This is a genomic window from Streptomyces sp. NPDC033270, from assembly GCF_055576575.1.
In genome coordinates, this window is record NZ_JBVIRA010000021.1 from 135,413 (window position 1) to 154,299 (window position 18,887).

General features: G+C 72.6%; 18 protein-coding genes and 1 pseudogene. 13 read left to right on the forward strand and 6 right to left on the reverse strand.

The window, feature by feature from the left end:
• Positions 1 to 492: 492 nt before the first annotated feature.
• On the reverse strand, positions 493 to 2,127 hold the full coding sequence (locus tag ACZ5XZ_RS26870) for an FAD-dependent oxidoreductase (RefSeq protein WP_468982397.1): 1,635 nt from the start codon (positions 2,125 to 2,127) through the stop codon (positions 493 to 495).
• Between the two features lie 248 nt (positions 2,128 to 2,375).
• Between ACZ5XZ_RS26870 and ACZ5XZ_RS26875 the strand changes: the two genes are divergently transcribed.
• The 7 genes from ACZ5XZ_RS26875 (at position 2,376) to ACZ5XZ_RS26905 (ending at position 7,673) form a co-directional block, all read left to right on the forward strand.
• Positions 2,376 to 3,494 (forward strand): SchA/CurD-like domain-containing protein, encoded by a 1,119-nt coding sequence (locus ACZ5XZ_RS26875; protein ID WP_468982399.1) that lies wholly within the window; start codon positions 2,376 to 2,378, stop codon positions 3,492 to 3,494.
• A gap of 68 nt (positions 3,495 to 3,562) precedes the next feature.
• Positions 3,563 to 3,997: a cupin domain-containing protein gene (locus tag ACZ5XZ_RS26880; RefSeq protein WP_468982402.1), complete on the forward strand. Its 435-nt coding sequence runs from the start codon at positions 3,563 to 3,565 to the stop codon at positions 3,995 to 3,997.
• Positions 3,994 to 5,262 (forward strand): beta-ketoacyl-[acyl-carrier-protein] synthase family protein, encoded by a 1,269-nt coding sequence (locus ACZ5XZ_RS26885; protein ID WP_468982403.1) that lies wholly within the window; start codon positions 3,994 to 3,996, stop codon positions 5,260 to 5,262. Before ACZ5XZ_RS26880 ends, ACZ5XZ_RS26885 begins: the two co-directional genes overlap by 4 nt.
• Positions 5,259 to 6,509 (forward strand): ketosynthase chain-length factor, encoded by a 1,251-nt coding sequence (locus ACZ5XZ_RS26890; protein ID WP_468982405.1) that lies wholly within the window; start codon positions 5,259 to 5,261, stop codon positions 6,507 to 6,509. The genes ACZ5XZ_RS26885 and ACZ5XZ_RS26890 overlap by 4 nt, the downstream gene beginning before the upstream one ends.
• Before the next feature lie 15 nt (positions 6,510 to 6,524).
• Positions 6,525 to 6,809 (forward strand): acyl carrier protein, encoded by a 285-nt coding sequence (locus ACZ5XZ_RS26895; protein WP_468982408.1) that lies wholly within the window; start codon positions 6,525 to 6,527, stop codon positions 6,807 to 6,809.
• Between the two features lies 1 nt (position 6,810).
• Positions 6,811 to 7,284, forward strand: a complete 474-nt coding sequence (locus ACZ5XZ_RS26900; RefSeq protein WP_468982410.1) for an SRPBCC family protein — start codon at positions 6,811 to 6,813, stop codon at positions 7,282 to 7,284.
• Between the two features lie 56 nt (positions 7,285 to 7,340).
• Positions 7,341 to 7,673, forward strand: a complete 333-nt coding sequence (locus ACZ5XZ_RS26905; protein WP_384438712.1) for a TcmI family type II polyketide cyclase — start codon at positions 7,341 to 7,343, stop codon at positions 7,671 to 7,673.
• 130 nt (positions 7,674 to 7,803) lie between these two features.
• Here the strand turns inward: ACZ5XZ_RS26905 and ACZ5XZ_RS26910 are convergent, their stop codons facing one another.
• From ACZ5XZ_RS26910 to ACZ5XZ_RS26920, 3 genes are all read right to left on the reverse strand, one after another.
• Positions 7,804 to 8,832 carry a methyltransferase gene (locus tag ACZ5XZ_RS26910; RefSeq protein ID WP_468982411.1) on the reverse strand — a complete coding sequence of 343 codons (1,029 nt, stop codon included), beginning with the start codon at positions 8,830 to 8,832 and terminating at the stop codon, positions 7,804 to 7,806.
• Positions 8,833 to 8,857: 25 nt separating this feature from the next.
• Positions 8,858 to 9,916: a right-handed parallel beta-helix repeat-containing protein gene (locus ACZ5XZ_RS26915; protein WP_468982414.1), complete on the reverse strand. Its 1,059-nt coding sequence runs from the start codon at positions 9,914 to 9,916 to the stop codon at positions 8,858 to 8,860.
• 1,224 nt (positions 9,917 to 11,140) lie between these two features.
• Positions 11,141 to 11,890 carry a CDP-alcohol phosphatidyltransferase family protein gene (locus ACZ5XZ_RS26920; protein ID WP_468982508.1) on the reverse strand — a complete coding sequence of 250 codons (750 nt, stop codon included), beginning with the start codon at positions 11,888 to 11,890 and terminating at the stop codon, positions 11,141 to 11,143.
• A 169-nt stretch (positions 11,891 to 12,059) separates the two neighbouring features.
• Between ACZ5XZ_RS26920 and ACZ5XZ_RS26925 the strand changes: the two genes are divergently transcribed.
• The 5 genes from ACZ5XZ_RS26925 (at position 12,060) to ACZ5XZ_RS26945 (ending at position 16,516) form a co-directional block, all read left to right on the forward strand.
• Positions 12,060 to 13,049, forward strand: coding sequence for a zinc-dependent alcohol dehydrogenase (locus ACZ5XZ_RS26925; RefSeq protein ID WP_468982415.1), 990 nt, complete (start codon positions 12,060 to 12,062; stop codon positions 13,047 to 13,049).
• Positions 13,050 to 13,138: 89 nt separating this feature from the next.
• On the forward strand, positions 13,139 to 13,537 hold the full coding sequence (locus ACZ5XZ_RS26930; RefSeq protein ID WP_468982418.1) for a 6-pyruvoyl trahydropterin synthase family protein: 399 nt from the start codon (positions 13,139 to 13,141) through the stop codon (positions 13,535 to 13,537).
• Entirely contained in the window at positions 13,534 to 14,655 is a 1,122-nt protein-coding gene (locus tag ACZ5XZ_RS26935; protein WP_468982420.1) for a glycosyltransferase family 4 protein, read from the forward strand. Before ACZ5XZ_RS26930 ends, ACZ5XZ_RS26935 begins: the two co-directional genes overlap by 4 nt.
• Positions 14,652 to 15,524: a class I SAM-dependent methyltransferase gene (locus tag ACZ5XZ_RS26940; protein ID WP_468982422.1), complete on the forward strand. Its 873-nt coding sequence runs from the start codon at positions 14,652 to 14,654 to the stop codon at positions 15,522 to 15,524. The genes ACZ5XZ_RS26935 and ACZ5XZ_RS26940 overlap by 4 nt, the downstream gene beginning before the upstream one ends.
• Entirely contained in the window at positions 15,524 to 16,516 is a 993-nt protein-coding gene (locus ACZ5XZ_RS26945; RefSeq protein WP_468982423.1) for a lysylphosphatidylglycerol synthase transmembrane domain-containing protein, read from the forward strand. Before ACZ5XZ_RS26940 ends, ACZ5XZ_RS26945 begins: the two co-directional genes overlap by 1 nt.
• Before the next feature lie 102 nt (positions 16,517 to 16,618).
• On the opposite strand, the pseudogene ACZ5XZ_RS26950 reads toward ACZ5XZ_RS26945, so the two are convergent.
• Positions 16,619 to 17,281, reverse strand: a pseudogene (locus ACZ5XZ_RS26950) (RibD family protein); the annotation flags it as partial.
• 1 nt (position 17,282) lies between these two features.
• Entirely contained in the window at positions 17,283 to 18,038 is a 756-nt protein-coding gene (locus ACZ5XZ_RS26955) for a creatininase family protein (protein ID WP_468982425.1), read from the reverse strand.
• A 112-nt stretch (positions 18,039 to 18,150) separates the two neighbouring features.
• Between ACZ5XZ_RS26955 and ribA the strand changes: the two genes are divergently transcribed.
• The gene (ribA, locus tag ACZ5XZ_RS26960; protein WP_468982426.1) at positions 18,151 to 18,846 is read left to right on the forward strand and encodes a GTP cyclohydrolase II; all 696 of its coding nucleotides are present in this window, start codon (positions 18,151 to 18,153) and stop codon (positions 18,844 to 18,846) included.
• Positions 18,847 to 18,887: the final 41 nt, after the last annotated feature.

The following is an 18,887-nucleotide window of genomic DNA, read 5'->3' on the forward strand; positions in this document are numbered from 1 at the left end:
CTCCTCGTCGCGGTTCCGCGGATAGGGACGTCCATCATCCGTCCCAACAGCCGCGCCCGCCCTGATCTTCCCGGAATCGTCGGTCGGCCATGACACGACCGGACGCAGCGCCCCCGAGCGCCACTCCTTGAGGAGCTGGTCGAAGATCGGCGTCCCCTCCTCGGTGGGGCGCCGCGCCTGGGGAGCGGGCGGTGGCAACGGTGGCAGCTGGTGGGGGAGGGAGATGCGCTGAAAGGGGTGCGAGGGGGGCTTCTTGGCGTCCATGCCCGGACTCAACCGGAAATCGGCCACCGAGTTGCGGGACGCGGCCGGGGCAGTCCGCAGAAGCCCCTTCGGTGGTGACGAGCAGAAGATACGTTCCCGGCGCCGTGGGGCCGGTGCAGATCCCGCCGGCCCCACGGCCCTCACCCGCCCCGTGCGCCCCACCTTCCGGCCCGTTCCGCTCGTGGCGTCCCGTACGGACCGGGCCGGGCGCGCGGGCGGCCCGCGCGGTCAGTCCCTGTCGAGCAGCGACGCGAAGACCTGCGCCAGCGCCGCCTCGGGGTCGGCCACCCGGCCCTCCGCCCGCCACGCCACGAAGCCGTCGGGGCGCACCAGCACCGCGCCCTCGGGCGTCGTGCCGTGCTTCTCGGCCCAGTCGACGCCCTCCTCCGGGGCGAGGTCGTCGTCCGGCTCGGTGCCGATCAGATAGCAGTCCAGCGCTACGGCGAAGCGCTGGACGGCGCCCTTGGCCGCAGTGCGCCACATGTCGCCGTCGGAGCCGGACAGCAGCACGAACGACTTCTCGTAGAGGTCCAGGGTCGAGCGGCGCTCGCTGCCGGCGTGCAGCCACATGTGTGGGGCGCGGGTGCCCGGCTCGCCGGTCAGCCGCAGCTGCTCGGGAACCACCGGGAGCTCGGGGTCGGCGCCGACGACCGCGCCCTCGGGATAGCAGTAGCCGAGGGCGACGGTGAGCACGCCGCGCTGCCGGCCCCCGCCCGCCCCGGGTGCCGGGACGTACCCGGGATGGCTGTGCTCGGCGGACCGGGCCGAGGCGCGCGCGCTCGTCTCGCGCGCCACCGGCCGGCGCTCCGCCTCGTACGTCGCCAGCAGACCGGGGCCCGCCGAGCCGTTCAGGACGGCCGCGAGCTTCCAGGCGAGGTTGTGGGCGTCCTGGATGCCGGTGTTGGAGCCGAACGCCCCGGTGGGGGACATCTCGTGGGCCGAGTCGCCGGCGAGGAAGACCCGGCCGGCCGCATAGTGTTCGGCGACCCGCTCGGCGGCGTGCCAGGGGGCCTTGCCGGTGATCTCCACGTCCAGGTCCAGGGCACCGGTCGCCCGGCGGATGTGGTCGATGCACCGCTCGTCGGTGAAGTCCTCCAGGGTTTCGCCCTGGTCGGGGTGCCAGGGGGCGTGGAAGACCCACTCCGCCCGGTTGTCCACCGGCAGCAGCGCCCCGTCCGCCTCGGGGTTGGTCAGGTAGCAGGCGATGAAGCGCCGGTCGCCCACCACGTCCGCCAGGGCCGGGGCGCGGAAGGTGACGCTCACGTTGTGGAACAGGTCGCCGGGGCCCGTCTGGCCGATGCCCAGCCGCTCGCGGACCGGGCTGCGCGGGCCGTCGGCCGCGATCAGGTAGTCCGCCCGCACGGTGCTCTGCTCGCCGGTCTCCCGGTTCCTCAGGACCGCGGTCACCCCCTGCGCGTCCTGCTCGAAGGAGACCAGCTCGGTGCCGAACCGCAGCTGTCCGCCCTGCTCGCGGGCGCGGCGCACCAGTACGGGTTCGAGGTCGTTCTGGCTGCACAGACACCAGGCGGACGGACTGATCCGGGCCAGGCCACCGCCCGGGTCGATCTCCTTGAATAGCCACTCCTGTTCGTCGCCGGTCAGCGAAGGGGCCTGCAGGATGCCGTGGTTGGCGGCCAGGACCGACGCGGCCTCCCGGATCGGCCGCTCCGCTCCGGCGACCCGGTACAGCTCCATCGTGCGGACGTTGTTCCCCCGCCCGCGCGGGTGGCGTGAGGTGTCCGCGTGCTTCTCGACCAGTAGGTGCCGCACACCCAGACGTCCCAGGAACAACGACGCGGACAGGCCCACCAGGGACCCGCCCACGATGAGTACCGGGACCCGGTCTTCAACGGTGGGGTTCATTCGTGCTCCAGCTCCATGGGCGCATTGAGGGCAGATGGAGCACGAATGCCCGGATGTGACCGTGTTCGATCACGATTCACCTGCATGGCTCACAGATCTCGCGCCACCGGACGGTCCCCGCCACGATCGAATCCGGGACGCCCCGGACACCCGGGCAGCCGCCCACCATCCGGCTCAGTCCTCCGGATCGCACCGGAACTGACGACGCACCACAGGGGCCGTCGGGCCCCGAAGGAGATGCGTAGACGATGACCACGCTGTCGGAACGAATATCCCAGTCCGCCTTCGACGGCTCCCGCCTCCGAGTCGTGCTGCTCCTGGACCTCCACGACGGAGCCCAGCAGCGCTTCCTGGAAGCCTACGAGCACCTGCGCAACCAGGTCGCGTCGGTCCCCGGGCACATGACCGACCAGCTGTGCCAGTCCATCGAGAACCCCTCGCAGTGGCTGATCACCAGTGAGTGGGAGAGCGCGGCGCCATTCCTCACCTGGGTCAACAGCGAGGAACACGTCAAGATGGTCCAGCCGCTGCACAGCTGCGTCCGCGACACCCGCTCGCTGCGCTTCAGCGTCCTGCGCGAGACCTCCAACGTCGCCTCGCTCGCCCCCGAGCCCCCCAAGGGCCGGCTGCAGGCCAACCCCCGCGTCGGCGACGGAGTGGTCCGGCACGCCCTGACCTTCACCGTCAAGCCCGGCAGCGAGGACAAGGTCGCCGAGATCCTCGCCGGCTACACCTCCCCGGAGGCCCGGGTCGACGACACCACCCGGCTGCGCCGCACCTCCCTGTTCATGCACGGCAACCGCGTCGTACGAGCCGTCGAGGTGCAGGGCGACCTCGTCGCGGCGCTGCGCCACGTCTCCCGGCAGCCCGAGGTCCGGGCCGTCGAGGAGGCCATCAACCCCTACCTGGAGCAGGACCGCGACCTCAGCGACCCCAACTCCGCCCGGGTGTTCTTCACCCGCGCCGCGCTGCCCGCCGTGCACCACGTCGCGGCACACGGCAGCCGGCCCGAGGACGTACGGCGCCATGCGCTGCTCTACCCCGCCAAGGAGGGGTGCGGCATGGTGCTGGCCAGGATGCTGGCCCGCCAGGACGAACTGGCCGCCGACGACGAGAACTCCCCGATCGCCGGCAGCACCATCTTCCAGCGCGACGACATCGTCGTCCGGCTGATCGACCTGCGGATCCCCATCGACAGCGACCCCGTGCTGTCGCTCGGCGTGCGCGGCCCCCGCAAGATCGCCGTGCTGCGGCGCCTCCTCGACACCGAGGCGGCCGGCGGCCTGTCCGACGACCGCGAGCTCGCACGCTTCCTGACGCGCTCCGACATGGCCCTGATCACCGATCGCCGGGCCCCGGACGCCTGACCGCAGCCGCCCGCGGCAGATCCCACCCCACTCGACCGACGGCCTCACGCCCCCTGGAGGAATCAGCCATGACCACGGACCGCCCACGCATCGTGGACCTCAGCGAGACCCAGCCCAACCGCCGGCGCGGAGGTGATCTGCGCGCCATGCTGACACCCAGTGCGGTGGGCGCCACGAGCGGCTTCATGGGCATGGCACTCGTCCAGCCCGGCGAGCGCATCGGCGAGCACTACCACCCGTACTCCGAGGAGTTCGTGTACGTCGTCCAGGGCGCCCTCGAAGTGGACCTGGACGGGGAGACCCACCCGCTGCGCCCGGACCAGGGCCTGTTGATTCCCCCCTACATGCGGCACCGGTTCCGCAACGTGGGAGACGTCGAGGCCCGGATGGTCTTCCACCTCGGCCCGCTGGCACCACGCCCCGAGCTCGGCCACGTCGACACCGAGGGCGCCGAGGACAGCACGCCGGCCGTGCCACCCGAACGAACGGAGCCGGTGTCATGACCCGCCGTGTGGCGGTCACCGGCGTCGGCATCGTCGCCCCGGGCGGTGTGGGCGCACCCGCCTTCTGGGACCTGCTGTCCGCCGGACGTACGGCGACCCGCGGCATCACCCTCTTCGACCCGGCGGGCTTCCGCTCGCGCATTGCCGCCGAGTGCGACTTCGATCCCGAGGCCCACGGGCTGAGCCGGGAACAGATCGCCCGCTCGGACCGGTACATCCAGTTCGCGAGGGTCGCCGCCGACGAGGCGCTGCGCGACGCCGGCCTGGACACCGAGAAGGAGGACCCCTGGCGCATCGGGGTGTCCCTGGGCACCGCGGTCGGCGGCACCACGCGCCTTGAGCACGACTATGTCGCCGTCAGCGAGCACGGGCAGCGCTGGGACGTCGACCACCGGCCGGCCGGCCGCTATCTGGAGCGGGCGTTCTCCCCCAGTTCGCTCGCCTCCGAAGTGGCCGAACAGGTCGGTGCGCACGGCCCGGTGCAGACCGTCTCCACGGGCTGCACCTCCGGCCTCGACGCCATCGGGTACGCCTTCCACTCCATCGAGGAGGGCCGGGTCGACGTGTGCATCGCCGGCGCGTCGGACTCGCCGATCTCCCCGATCACCGTGGCCTGCTTCGACGCGATCAAGGCGACCTCCGCCAACAACGACGACCCCGCCCACGCCTCACGGCCGTTCGACGCCCACCGCGACGGATTCGTCATGGGGGAGGGCGGCGCCGTACTCGTCCTGGAGGAGCTGGAACACGCCCGCGCCCGCGGTGCGACGGTCCACTGCGAGATACGCGGCTACGCCACCTTCGGCAACGCGTACCACATGACCGGCCTCACCCAGGAGGGCCTGGAGATGGCCGAGGCCATCAACCGCGCGCTCGGCCACGCCAGGATCGACGCCACCCAGGTCGACTACGTCAACGCACACGGCTCCGGCACCCAGCAGAACGACCGGCACGAGACCGCCGCGGTCAAGCGGTCGCTGGGCAAGCACGCCTACCAGGTGCCGATGAGCTCCATCAAATCCATGGTGGGGCACTCGCTCGGCGCGATCGGCGCCATCGAGATCGTCGCCTGTGTGCTGGCACTGACCCACCAGGTCGTGCCGCCGACGGCCAACTACGAGACCCCGGACCCGGAGTGCGACCTCGACTACGTGCCCCGGACGGCACGGGAGCTGCCGCTGCGTTCGGTGCTCTCGGTCGGCAGCGGCTTCGGTGGATTCCAGTCAGCGGTCGTACTGACCCGACAGGGCGGGAGGGCACGATGAGCTCCCCTAAGGAACGACGCTCCGTCGTCACCGGCATCGGCGTCATCGCCCCCAACGGGGTGAGCACCGAGGCCTTCTGGAAAGCGACCAGGGAGGGCATCAGCGTCCTGGACCGGGTGACCCGCGAAGGGTGCGAGCACCTGCCGCTCAAGGTCGCCGGTGAGGTCCGCGGCTTCGACCCGGCGGATCTGATCGAGGAGCGCTACCTCGTCCAGACCGACCGGTTCACGCACTTCGCCATGGCGGCGGCCAACCTCGCGCTGGACGACGCCCACCTCGGCCGCGCCGACTACAACCACTCGCCGTTCGCGGTGGGGGTCGTCACGGCCGCCGGATCGGGCGGCGGCGAGTTCGGCCAACGGGAGCTGCAACGGCTCTGGGGCCAGGGCTCCCGGCACGTCGGCCCGTACCAGTCCATCGCCTGGTTCTACGCGGCCAGCACCGGACAGATCTCCATCCGTGGCGGCTTCAAGGGGCCCTGCGGAGTCGTGGCCAGCGACGAGGCGGGCGGCCTGGACGCCCTGGCGCACGCCTGCCGCACCATCCGGCGCGGCACCGACGCCGTCGTCGTGGGCGCCGCCGAGGCGCCGCTGGCCCCCTACTCGGTCGTCTGCCAGCTCGGCTACGACGATCTGAGCAGGCTCGACGACCCGGACCGCGCCTACCGCCCGTTCACCGACGGTGCCTGCGGATTCGTGCCCGCCGAGGGCGGCGCGATGCTGGTCATCGAGGAGGCGGTGGCCGCCGGGAACCGCGGGGCGACCGTCCGGGCCGTGCTCTCCGGGCACGCCGCGACCTTCACCGGGGCCTCGCGGTGGGAGGAGTCCCGCGACGGGCTCGCCCACGCGATCCGCGGCGCACTGCAGGACGCGCGGTGCGCCCCGGAGGAGATCGACGTGGTGTTCGCCGACGCGCTCGGTGTCCCGTCGGCCGACCGGGCCGAGGCGCTGGCCCTCGCGGACGCCCTGGGCCGGCGCACCGGCCGGGTCCCGGTGACCGCGCCCAAGACCGGCACCGGGCGGGCGTACTGCGGTGCCCCCGTCCTGGACATCGCGGCCGCGGTGCTCGCCATGGAGAACGGCGTGGTGCCGCCCACGCCCAACGTCGTCGACGTGTGCCACGACCTCGACGTGGTGACGGGCCGGGCCCGGCCCGCCGAGCTGCGGACGGCGCTGGTGCTGAGCCGGGGGCTGATGGGGTCGAACGCGGCGATGGTGCTGCGGCACGCCCCCACGCCCCCCTCGTGAGAAGGAGAACCCCACATGACCGCTCAACTGACCCTCGACGAGCTGGCATCGCTGATGAAGTCGGCCGCCGGCCTCACCGTCGACCCGAAGGACCTGGCCACCCGCGCCGATCTGTCCTTCGCCGAGTTCGGCCTCGACTCGCTCGGCCTCCTCGGCATCGTGGGCGAACTGGAGAACCGGCACGGCCGGCCGATGCCGACCGACGCGGAGCGCTGCAGGACGCCGCGCGACTTCCTCGCCCTCGTCAACACCGACCACGTCCACGCCGACAAGGACAAAGTGCCTACGACAGGAGCCTGACATGCCCGGCCACACCGAGAACGACATCACCATCGCCGCGCCCCTCGACCTCGTCTGGGACATCACCAACGACATCGAGAACTGGCCGCAGCTGTTCAGCGAGTACGCCTCGGTCGAGGTGCTGTCCCGGGAGGGCGACAAGACCACCTTCCGGCTGACGATGCACCCGGACGACAACGGCACCGTCTGGAGCTGGGTCTCCGAACGGGTCATGGACCGCAGGGCCCGCACCGTCCGCGCCCGCCGCGTGGAGACCGGCCCCTTCGAGCACATGGACATCCACTGGAAGTACTCCGAGATCCCGGGCGGCACCTCGATGCACTGGACCCAGGACTTCGCGATGAAGCCGCAGGCCCCGGTCGACGACAAGGGGATGACCGAGCTGATCAACCGCAACTCGCGGATCCAGCTGGAACTCATCCGGGACAAGATCGAACAGCGGGACCGCGAGCTGCGTTCCGCCGCCGTCACCTGACCGTCCGCCGGGCCGTGTCCGCACCGCCACCCGGCGGCAAAGAAGGGATCTCCCCGATGCATCACGCTCTGATCGTCGCTCGCATGGCACCCGGTTCGGCTCCGGACATCGCCGAGGTCTTCAAGGCCTCCGACCGTACGGAGCTGCCCCACCTGGTCGGCGTCTCGCGGCGGACCCTCTTCCAGTTCGGTGACGTGTATCTGCACCTCATCGAATCGGACCGGCCGCCCGGCCCGGAGATCGCCAAGGTCACCGAGCACCCCGAGTTCCGCGCGGTGAGCGACAAGCTGTCCGCCTACGTCAGCGCGTACGACCCGGAGACCTGGCGCAGCCCCAAGGACGCGATGGCCCACGAGTTCTATCGCTGGGAGCGCGACGGCCGCGGCTGACGCGCAGGCGGCGGCGGGGCGATCCCCCGGTGCACGCATCCGCCCGGGAACGGGCCGGGCCGCCCGGCGAGGAGGCTTCTCCTCGCCGGGCGGCCTGCCGTTCACGGGCACGTTCATCTCGCCGTCCGCGTCACGCCGGGACGGTGCACTCGAAGGCGTGCAGATAGGGGTTGACGGGCGTGATGTCGCCGACCTTCAGGCCGGCCGCCGACATCCGGCCGACCAGGCTCTCCTTGGTGTGCTTGGCACCGCCGACGTTCAGGAGCAGCAGCAGGTCCATGGCGGTGGTGAACTTCATCGAGGGGCTGTCGTCGACGAGATTCTCGATGATCACCACGCGGGCGCCGGGGCGGGCGGCGTCGACGACGTTGCGCAGCGTCCGGCGGGTGCTCTCGTCGTCCCACTCCAGAATGTTCTTGATGATGTAGACATCGGCCTGTACGGGGATGTCGTCGCGGCAGTCGCCGGGCACGATCCGTACCCGCGGGGCGAGCGCGCCGCCCTCACGGAGCCGGGGGTCCGGGTTCGCCACCACCGTGGGCAGATCGAGCAGCGTGCCCTGCATCGCGGGGTACTTCTCCAGCAGGCCGGCCAGCACATGCCCCTGGCCGCCGCCGATGTCCGCCACCGACGACGCTCCGGACAGGTCGAGCAGCGCGGCGAGGTCCTCGGCCGACTGCTTGCTGGAGGTGGTCATGGCCCGGTCGAAGACGTCGGCGGAGTCCGGTGCGTCCTCGTGGAGATAGCTGAAGAAGTCCTTGCCGTACAGGCCGTCGAAGACGTTGCGGCCCGAGCGCACCGCCTCGTCGAGCCGGGGCCAGGCGTCCCAGGTCCAGGGCTCGGTGCACCACAGGGAGATGTAGCGCAGGCTGTTGGGGGCGTCCTCGCGCAGCAGCCGGGACATCTCGGTGTGGGTGTACTTCCCGTCCGCGGTCTCCTCGAAGATCCCGTAGCAGGACAGCGTGCGCAGCAGCCGCTCCAGCGGCCGCGGCTCGGCCCGCACCGCGGTGGCCAGCTCCTGCGCCGTGGCGGGCCGCTCGCCGAGGGCATCGGCGACGCCGAGCTTGGCCGCGGCCCGTACGGCCGCCGCGCACGCGGCTCCGAAGACCAGCTCGCGCAGCCGCATGGCCGGCTGGGGGGTGGGACTTACGGTGGTCATTCCGCCTCGATTCTCCCGTGTGAAGTCAGCACAGACGGGCCGGCTCCGAGGTCCGGCACTTGTTGCCGTGGAACTCGTTGCCCCGGCCTTCGGTGTCCCGGTTGGCCAGGTCCACCGGCTCGTTGTCCAGCACCACGTTGTCCCCGATGACATTGCGCTCGTTGAGGGCCTTGACGAAGCTGTGGAAGAGCACGACGCCGCCGGAGAGCGGGGACTTGCCGGCGTTGTCCCGGATGAGGTTGTGGACCACCCTCGCCTCCTCGGTGCCGGTGAGGACGATGCCGGAGCCCTGGAGGAACGGCAGACGGGGGTTGGCGGGGCAGTACTTGTTGTTCTTGGTGATCTCGTTGTTCCGTACGGTCAGGGCACCCGCCCTGGGGCGTGACTCGTCGCCGACGATGAACGCCCCGCCGCAGTTCCCGGTCATGGTGTTGTAGCTGACCGTCAGATTCCTGACGCGCCGGATCGTGACACCGATCCGGTTGTCCGTCATGAGGTTCTGGGAGATGGACGTGCCCCGGGTGTCGGTGGCCCCGCCCTCCTCCTTGACCGTGTTCGCGACGAAAATGCCGGAGTCGCCGTTGCCGACGACCTGGTTGTCCCTGATCAGGCTGGCGGTGGACTTCTCCGTGGCGATGCCCCACACACGGTTCTTCCGCGAGGTCACCTCGGTTACGGTCAGCCGCTCGGTGCCGGAGGCCCAGATGCCGTTCCCCTTGAAGCCGGCGACGGTCAGCGAACGGATGTGGACGTCATGGAGCGGGTGGCCCTTGCTGCCGATGACGCAGATGCCGTTGCCCTCCTGCCCGCAGGCGTTCTCCGCGCGCTTCCCGGTCGGCTTGATCACCGTCTTCCCGCCCGCTCCGACGAGGCGCAGCCGGGACTTGTTGATCAGTACGCTCTCCTGGTAGACGCCGGGCTTGATGACGACGGTGTCACCCGGCCGCGCCCTGTCCACCGCCCGCTGGATCGAATCGCCCGGGCGCACCACATGTCGCGCGCCGTCGCAGGGGGCGCCCGCGCCCAGTCCGCCGGCCATCACCGCTGCGACGCAGCCCATGTATGTCATCTGTCGAAGCGCCATGAGGCGAAGTTATGGGCGATCACCACCGCTCGCCACATGTGGTGACCCGATGGCCACGGTGCGTGCGTCCGCCGGCTTGCGACGCGCTGTCAACTCCGCTGCACGGCCGCCCGCGCGACCGCCCGTCAGGGCCGGTCAGGGCGCCTGCGGGAGCGCTCGCCGCCGTCCTCGGCCGCACCGGGGCACGGAAGGCATTCGGCCGTCCCTGAATCAGCTGACCGGGTAGCGGGCGGCCCGTCGGCCCCGCCCTCCCGAGGCTCGCCGGGCCCGGCGTCCGACGGCGCGTCAGCCGGCCCGTCCGGCCACACCTCGGTGAGGAACGCCGCGAGGCTGGTCGGCAGGAACCACGGTCGGACGCGGAAGACGGTCATGGCAGTCCAACGCGTGGGGGCTGCTCTACGACACCCGGATGGGGCCCGATCACCCATTCGCTGCGCTTGGCTGGCTTCCCACGTTGTCGGCTTTCCCGCCGTGGGGGTTTTTCGCCGTGGCGCCTGCGGCGGGCGGTTGTTTGTCGGGTGCGGCCCCGTGGTGGTTGTTCGCCGTTGCGCCTGCGGCGGGCGTGGGTTGTCGGGTGCGGTGACAGCCCTACGGACTTCGTCCTACGGTCTGTCCCCTCCCGTGGGTGGAGGGTGAACAGGCCGGTGGGGGCGGGCTCCGTCCGTCGACTACCGGCACACGAACGCTGACGTTCACCCCCACCGGTCTCCTTCCCCCCTCCCACGGGAGGGGGCGGACCGCAGGACGGAGTCCGGAGGGCCGCACCCGCTGCCGTAAACGCCCCGCGCAGCGGCACCAGCCCGCCGCAGGCGCAACGGCGCGAAAGCCAGACAAGTCGGCCGCAGCAAAGCGCAGCGGAGGGGTCAGCCGACAACGTGGGAAGCAGCTCAAGCTAGAATTCGGCCGGAACGCGGAGGTTATGCGTGGTACCGAGGCGCAAGGGGCCGCCGCCCTGGCGGGCGGTCCGGTCACGGACCTGCATACCCGTGCGCTCCGGGCCCGGTGCGACGCCCCTGTGCAGGGGCCGTGCGCCGGGGCGCGGGCCGCTCCGTACGGCCCGTGGGCACGCCCGTATTTGCCCGGAGCGCCTCGCCCCCCGCTACTCCTCGCCGCGCCGCGGGGCCCGCCGCCCCGGAACCCGGCTCGCCCGGCCGCCCGGCACCGTGCTCGTGCACCGGCCGACCCGGGACAGCCTCTGGCGCCGGGCACTGCTCTGCGTCGTCGTCACGAATCTGGTGCTGGTCTTCCTGGTGCTCGTCGTCTACCTGGGGCGGCACGCGGGGACGTAGGACGCGGGACGACGCCGGACCCGCCCGCCGCGGCACGGACCCGCCACAGCCACCAGACGTCCCGCCCGAACGACCACACGAGCAGCACCAGCGCCACGGCCACCGCGGCCGCCGCCGAGGCCCGCGGCATGATCCCGGAACCCGCCACGACCAGCACGATCCCCTGGAGCGCCGCCACCGTCTTACGGGCCATGCTGTGCGGCAGGGCTCCGCCGAGCCACGGCAGCGCCCAGGACGCCGCGACGAAGGCGTACCGCATCAGACCGATGGTCAGCACCCAGGCGCCCAGCGGCATCGCGAGGTAGACGCAGAGCACCAGAATGAGGAAGGCGTCGACCTCCATGTCGAAGCGGGCCCCGAGCCGGGTCGCCGTTCCCGTGCGCCGGGCGACCTGTCCGTCGACGGCGTCCAGCAGCAGCGCGACGGTGGCCAGCGCGATCAGCACCGTGACCGGTGCCCGTCCGTCGAAGGAGTCCGCGACCAGCGCCGTCACCCCGCCGACGAGGATCGTCCGGGCCAGGGTGACGCGGTTGGCGGGGCCGAACGACCCCGTCCACGACCGGCGCAGCGCGAGGGTGAGCACGGCCCAGCTGCCCACGGCGAACACGGCACCCGTCAGCCACCCGGCGGCGCCCAGGCCGACCGCCCGGCAGAGCACCACCAGCACCAGCAGCTGCACACCCATTCCGGCCGTGGTGTCCTGCTCCAACCGCCTTGTGCCGTGGCGCTCTTTCACAACAGCCACCGTGCCTCCCGCGACTTGTGGCGCAGTCCAGGGGCGCCGCGTATGGTGACGGCGTCCTCATGATCTCCAGCATCAACGACCCCACGACGTAGCGTCCAGGAGGATCCCGATGCCGCGCGTCGCTTGTGCGTTTTGGCTAAGCGCTCCGGGCCGGGGCGAGCTGCGGCCGATGCCGCTGCCGGAGCCCGGTTCCGATGAGGTGCTGGTGCGGACGCTGTACTCCGGTGTGAGCCGCGGGACCGAGACCCTGGTCTTCCGGGGCGGCGTTCCCGAGAGCCAGTACGGCGCCATGCGGGCGCCGTTCCAGGAAGGCGAGTTCCCCGCACCGGTCAAGTACGGCTATCTCAACGTCGGCGTCGTCGAGGAGGGGCCGCCCGCGCTGCGCGGCCGTACGGTCTTCTGCCTCGCCCCGCACCAGACGCACTACGTCGTCCCGGCGCACGCCGTCACCCTCGTTCCGGACGCCGTGCCCGCCGCGCGCGCCGTGCTGGCGGGCACCGTGGAGACCGCGGTGAACGCCCTGTGGGACGCCGCGCCGCTGGTCGGCGACCGGATCGCGGTGGTCGGCGCGGGCATGGTCGGCTGCAGCGTCGCCGCCCTGCTCGCCCGCTACCCGGCGGTCCGGCTGCAACTCGTCGACGCCGACCCGGCGCGCGCCGCCACCGCCGAGGCACTCGGTATCGACTTCGCGCTGCCCGACGACGCGCTGGGCGACTGCGATCTCGTCGTGCACGCCAGCGCGAGCGAGGAGGGGTTGGCGCGCTCGCTCGAACTGCTCGCCCCGGAGGGCACCGTCATCGAGCTGAGCTGGTACGGCGACCGGCGGGTCAGCCTGCCCCTGGGGGAGGCCTTCCACTCTCGCCGGCTGGTCGTCCGCAGCAGCCAGGTCGGTGCGGTCTCCTCGGCGCGGCGCGCCCGCCGCACCTTCGCCGACCGGCTCGCGCTCGCCCTCGACCTGCTCGCCGACCCCGCCTTCGACGCCCTGATCACCGGCGAATCCGCCTTCGAGGAGCTGCCGTCGGTGCTGCCCCGGCTCGCCTCCGGCGACCTCGCGGCGCTGTGCCATCGCATCCGCTACGCGCCTCCGGGCGCCTCCTAGAGCACGGGCGCGGCACGCCGCGTCCGCCCCACGGCAGGCACCGTCACCGTGGCCATCCATGAGACCGACATCACACCGGAGGAACGCCCGTGTTCAGTATCACCGTCCGCGATCACCTCATGGTCGCGCACAGCTTCCGCGGCGCGGTCTTCGGGCCCGCACAGCGACTGCACGGCGCGACCTTCATCGTGGACGCCACCTTCCGCCGCGCGGCCCTCGACGCCGACAACATCGTCGTCGACATCGGCCTGGCCACCCAGGAACTCGGCCAGGTGATCGGCGAGTTGAACTACCGCAACCTCGACGACGAACCCGCCTTCGCGGGGATCAACACCTCGACGGAGGCCCTGGCCAAGGTGATCGCCGACCGGCTCGCCGACCGCGTGCAGGCCGGCAACCTCGGCGAGGGCGCCCGCGAGCTGGCCGGCATATCGGTCACCCTGCACGAATCGCATGTCGCCTGGGCGACGTACGAGCGCACGCTGTGACGCGGACCGGCGCCGGCGGGGCGTCGGAGCGGGTGGTGCACTTCATCGTGCCCGGTGGCGTCGACGATCCGAAGAAGCCCAGCGGGGGCAACGTCTACGACCGGCGGGTGTGCCGCGACCTCCCGCAGCAGGGGTGGCGGGTGCACCCGTACGCGATGCCCGGCAGCTGGCCACGGCCGGACGCGGTGGCCCGCGCGGGGCTGGCGGGCCGGCTGGCGGCGCTGCCGGACGGTGCGGTGGTCCTGCTCGACGGACTGGTCGCCGGCGGCGTCCCCGAGGTCCTCGCCCCCGAGGCCGAACGGCTGCGGCTCGCCGTGCTGATGCATCTGCCGCTGGGGGACGAGACCGGTCTCGACCCCGGGACGGCGGCCGAGCTGGACGCCCGCGAACGCCGCACCCTGCGTGCCGTGGGGGCCGTGGTGGCCACCAGCGAGTGGGCCGCCCGCCGGCTCGTCGCACACCACGGGCCGGCCGCGGCGCGGGTCCACGTCGCCAGGCCGGGTGTCGATCCCGCGCCCCTCGCGCCCGGCACGGACGGTGCCGGCGCGCTGCTCTGCGTCGCCTCGCTCACCCCGCGCAAGGGCCAGCGCCGGCTGCTCGACGCCCTCGCGGCCGTCTCCGAGCTGCCCTGGAGCTGTGCGTTCGTCGGCGGTCCCGGCGGCGACCCCGGCTATGCCCAACAACTGCCCCGCAGGGCAGAGGAGTTGGGGATCGCCGACCGGGTCGACTTCGCCGGTCCGCTGGCCGGCGCGGAGCTGGCCGCGCGCTATGCCGCCGCCGACCTGCTGGTGCTCACCTCGTACGCCGAGACCTACGGCATGGTCGTCACCGAGGCGCTGGCCCGCGGAATCCCGGTGCTGGCGACGGCGGTGGACGGCGTACCGGAGGCCCTCGGGCGGGCCCCCGACGGCAGTCTGCCCGGCCTGCTCGTACCGTCCGCAAGCCCGGTGGAACTCGCCGATGCGCTGCGTCGCTGGCTCGGCGATCCGCGGCTGCGCGACCGGCTGAAGAGATCGGCACGCGACCGGCGTGCCATGCTGGAGGAGTGGGAGATGACGTCGCAGAGTCTGGCCGGAGCGCTGGAACGGCTTCGGCACGAACCCCGGAGGGCGCGTTGAACGCCGTGGGAAGCGCCCGGTTCGCCGCCGGCTGGCTGGAGTTGCGCGAGCGCGCCGATGCCGTGTCCCGGGCGCCCGAGCTGCTGCGCCCCCTGCGCACCTGGCTCGCGCAGGCGGCCGCGGCCGGGCCGGCGGGGCGCCCACCCGGCCTGGTGATCCGCGATCTGGGCTCCGGCACCGGCTCGATGGCGCGCTGGCTCGCCGTCCGGCTGCCCGGCCCGCAGCAGTGGACCCTCCACGACCACGACCCGGCGCTGCTCGCCCACGCCGGCTCGCGGATGCCCTCAACGGCCGCTGACGGGAGTGCCGTTCACACCGTGACCGAGCACGGCGATCTGACCGCCCTCAGCGCCGCGGACCTCGCCGGTACGTCGCTGGTCTCCGCCTCGGCGCTGCTCGATCTGCTCACCCGCGACGAAGTGGAGGCGCTCGCCGAGGCCTGCACGGGCGCCGGGTGCCCCGCACTGCTGACGCTCTCCGTCGCCGGGCGGGTCGAACTGACCCCGGAGGAGCCGCTCGACGCCGAGCTGGCCGCCGCCTTCAACGACCACCAGCGCCGCGCGGACCGGGGCCGCCGCCTGCTCGGTCCGGACGCGGTCGCGGCGGCCGTCGCCGCGTTCGAGCGACGGGGCGCGACGGTGTCGCTGCGGTCCAGTCCATGGCGGCTGGGGAGCGCCGAGTGCACGCTGATCGCCGAATGGCTGCGCGGCTGGGTCGGTGCCGCGCACGCCCAGCGGCCGGCGCTGGCCCCCCGGGCCGTCGCGTATCTGCGCCGGAGACTGGACCAGTGCGCGGCGGGGGAGTTGGGCGTCACGGTGCACCACACCGATCTGCTGGCGCTGCCCGGTCCGCCGTCCGGGGCCGAGTGATGCACCGGTCGGGCTGGGCGGCGTGGCTGAGGCTGCTGGTGGGCGCGGGTGTGCTGATGGCGCTGGTGTGGCATCTGGGCTCCGCCGCCTTCCTGGCCGGGCTGCGCAGGATCGACGCCGGCACGCTGCTGGCCGCCCTCGCCATCGGCCTGCTGACCACGGTCCTCAGCGCCTGGCGCTGGTGCCTGGTGGCCCGCGGCCTGGGGCTGCGGCTGCCGCTGGGCCGGGCCGTCGCGGACTACTACCGGGCACTGTTCCTGAACGCGGTGCTGCCCGGCGGGGTCCTGGGCGATGTCCACCGCGCCGTCGGGCACCGCCGCGGCTCGGGCGACCTCGGCCGGGGCGTACGCGCGGTGATACTGGAACGCGCCGCGGGCCAGCTGGTGTTGCTCGTCTGCGGTGGCGCGGTGCTGCTCGTGCGGCCCTCGCCGGTCTCCGCCGCACTCGCCCGCGCCCTCGGCTCGCCCGGCGTCGTGCTGCCGGTCTCCGCTCTGTGTGCGGTGGCCCTGGCGGCCGTCGCATGGCGGTATCTGCGCCGGGGGAGCGCACGAGCTCCGCGCGCCGAGGCGCGCCAGGGCCTGCCGTCCCGCGGGGTCTGGCCCGGTGTCGCGCTGTCGTCGGTGGCGGTGCTCGCCGGCTACCTGGCGATGTTCGTCCTGGCAGCCCGTGTCGCCGGGGTCACCGCACCCACCGCCGAGCTGGTGCCACTGGTGATGCTAGCGCTGCTCGCGATGGCGCTGCCGGTCAACATCGGCGGCTGGGGTCCCCGCGAGGGCGCCGCCGCCTGGGCGTTCGGCGCCGCCGGACTGGGCGCCGCGCAGGGACTGACCACCTCCGTGGTCTACGGAGTCCTCGCCTTCGCCGCCGCCCTGCCCGGCGCCATGGTCCTGCTCGTGCGGTGGGCCGCCGGGGCACGCGCCGGCCACCGCCCGCAGTTCGAGCTCGAAGAGCGTGTCCTGGCCGAGCAGGGCGCGCCGCAGCGGCGGACGTAGCGCCTGGCGCATCACCGGCGTACCGGGAAACCGCAGACCGGGGACGCCGTCGCCGAGCAGGACCGGCGCGACGGTGAGGTACAGCCGGTCCAGCGCCCGCGCCCGCACGAACCGCGACACGGTGACGCCGCCGCCCTCGATCAGCACCCGGCCCAGCCCGCGCCGCGCCAGCACCGCCAGCAGTCGCTCCGGGCCGAAGGCGTCCGCATCCGGCAGCCGGAGGACATCGACCCCGGCGCCCAGGGCCTCCCGGGGCGCGGGGCCGGCGCCCGGTCCGAGCACCCACAGCGTCGGCGCCGCACCGTCGGTGAACACCCCGCTGTGCACCGGCACCCGGCCCTGTGGGTCGAGCACCACCCGTACCGGATGCTCGCCCGCACAGGCGCGTACGGTCAGCCGGGGATCGTCCGTCACGGCGGTACCCGCCCCCACCACCACCGCGTCGGCCAGTGCGCGCAGCCGGTGCAGATGGCGGCGGTCCTCCGCGCCGGTGACGTAGTCGGCGTCGCCGGTACGGGTCGCGATGAAGCCGTCCAGACTCTGCCCGAGCTGCGCGAACGCGATCCGCGGACCCGCCAGGCAGAGCGGCAGATAGCGCTCGGCGAGCTCGGCCGCCCCAGGCGAGGCCGGCTGGCCCCAACGCCACCCGTCGTCTCCGTCCGTCACCAGCCCGGCCGCCCGGGCAGCGCCGGCCGTACGGATCCGCAGCAGCCGCTCCCATGCCGCCGTGGCGTCCAGTACCTCGGGCCTTTTTCCGGCCGTCATCTCACCGCCCGCCTTCCGCCGGCGTCCCCAGCAGGGCGGCGTATTCGCCGAATGCCGCCACCAGTCCGGCCAGCAATTCCCTGCCTTTGCGGGCGGAGGCGAGCGAGGGGCGGCCGATGACTCCGGAGGCGGTATAGGCCGACATTCCCAGCGTCAGCAGATGCTTTCGGTCATCGGCGGTGCAATCCGCCGATTCGTAGCCGTCCTTAACCAGTTCGGGGTGGGCGTGCAGGAGGAGGGACGTCTCGATCTCTCCCGCATGCATATCGCTGTGCGCGGAGGTCCGCACCCCGGCCCGGGCGCGCGCCGCCTCCCAGTCCGCCGACTGGGGGAACAGCGCCATCCGCACCCCGCTCCCGGCGGATTCCTGAACCACATTGCGCAGGACGTAATTTCCGCCGTGCCCGTTGACCAGAACCAGGGTGCCGATGCCGGACCGGCGAAGTGAAGCGGCGATGTCGGTGACGACCGCGTGCAGGGTCCGTGCCGAAATGCTGACGGTTCCCGGCCAGTCGGCGTGTTCGTGCGAACAGGACACCGTCAGCGGTGGCAGCAGTTGGACGGGGTGGGCGGCCGCCAGTGCTCCGGCGATGGTGCAGGCGATGACGGTGTCGGTGATCAACGGCAGGTGGGCGCCGTGCTGTTCGAAACTGCCGACCGGCAGGACGGCCGTCACCGGGCGTCGCGCCCGCACGTCCTCGGTGGTGTCCGCCGGCAATAGAGCGGTGGCCGGGGACGGTTGTGGTGGAGCGGTCATGGGCACTGCCGCCTTTCGTCGCCGGCTGACCGGGGCGTCGGCCTCGCAGCATACTTGTCGCATGGGTGAGTAATCTCTGCCGCCCTGATCACCGCGCCGGTACCATCGCGCCATGACGGACCCCGACGAGGTAGTCGGTCCGGGCCTCGGCCCCGACCTCGCTATCGCTCTCGACAATGCCGGCCGTGAAAATGCGGGTGTGGAACGGGTGGTGGAGGTCCGGCTGCCCACCACCTACGGGGAATTCCGCGCGGTCGGCTATCTCGACCGGCGCGGCGATATCGAGCAGGTGGCGCTGGTGTACGGCGAGGTGGCGGGCGAACTGGCGCTGACCCGGGTGCATTCGGAGTGCCTGACCGGCGATGTCTTCGGCTCCACGCACTGCGAATGCGGCGATCAGCTGTCCGCCGCGCTGCGCGCGATCGTGGCGGCCGGGCGCGGCGTTCTCGTCTATCTCCAGGGCCACGAGGGGCGGGGAATCGGCCTGCTGGCCAAACTCCGGGCGATGAAGCTGCAGGACGACGGGCTGGACACGGTCGAGGCGAACATCGCGCTCGGACTGCCCGTCGACGCCCGTGAATACCGCGTCGCGGCGGAGATCCTGCAGGATCTCGACGTCCGCTCCGTGCGGCTGTTGTCGAACAATCCGCGCAAGCGCGCCGCGCTGCTGCGGCATGGCATCACGGTCGCCGAACAGGTCCCGCTGCTGGTGGCGCCCCGGGCGGAGAACATCCGCTATCTGCGCGCCAAACGCGAGCGTCTCGACCACGACCTGCCGCATCTGGACGGCATCCACGGCCTGTCCTGAGGCGGTCGGCATACGAGAGAAGGAAGGGCCCGCGACGCGTG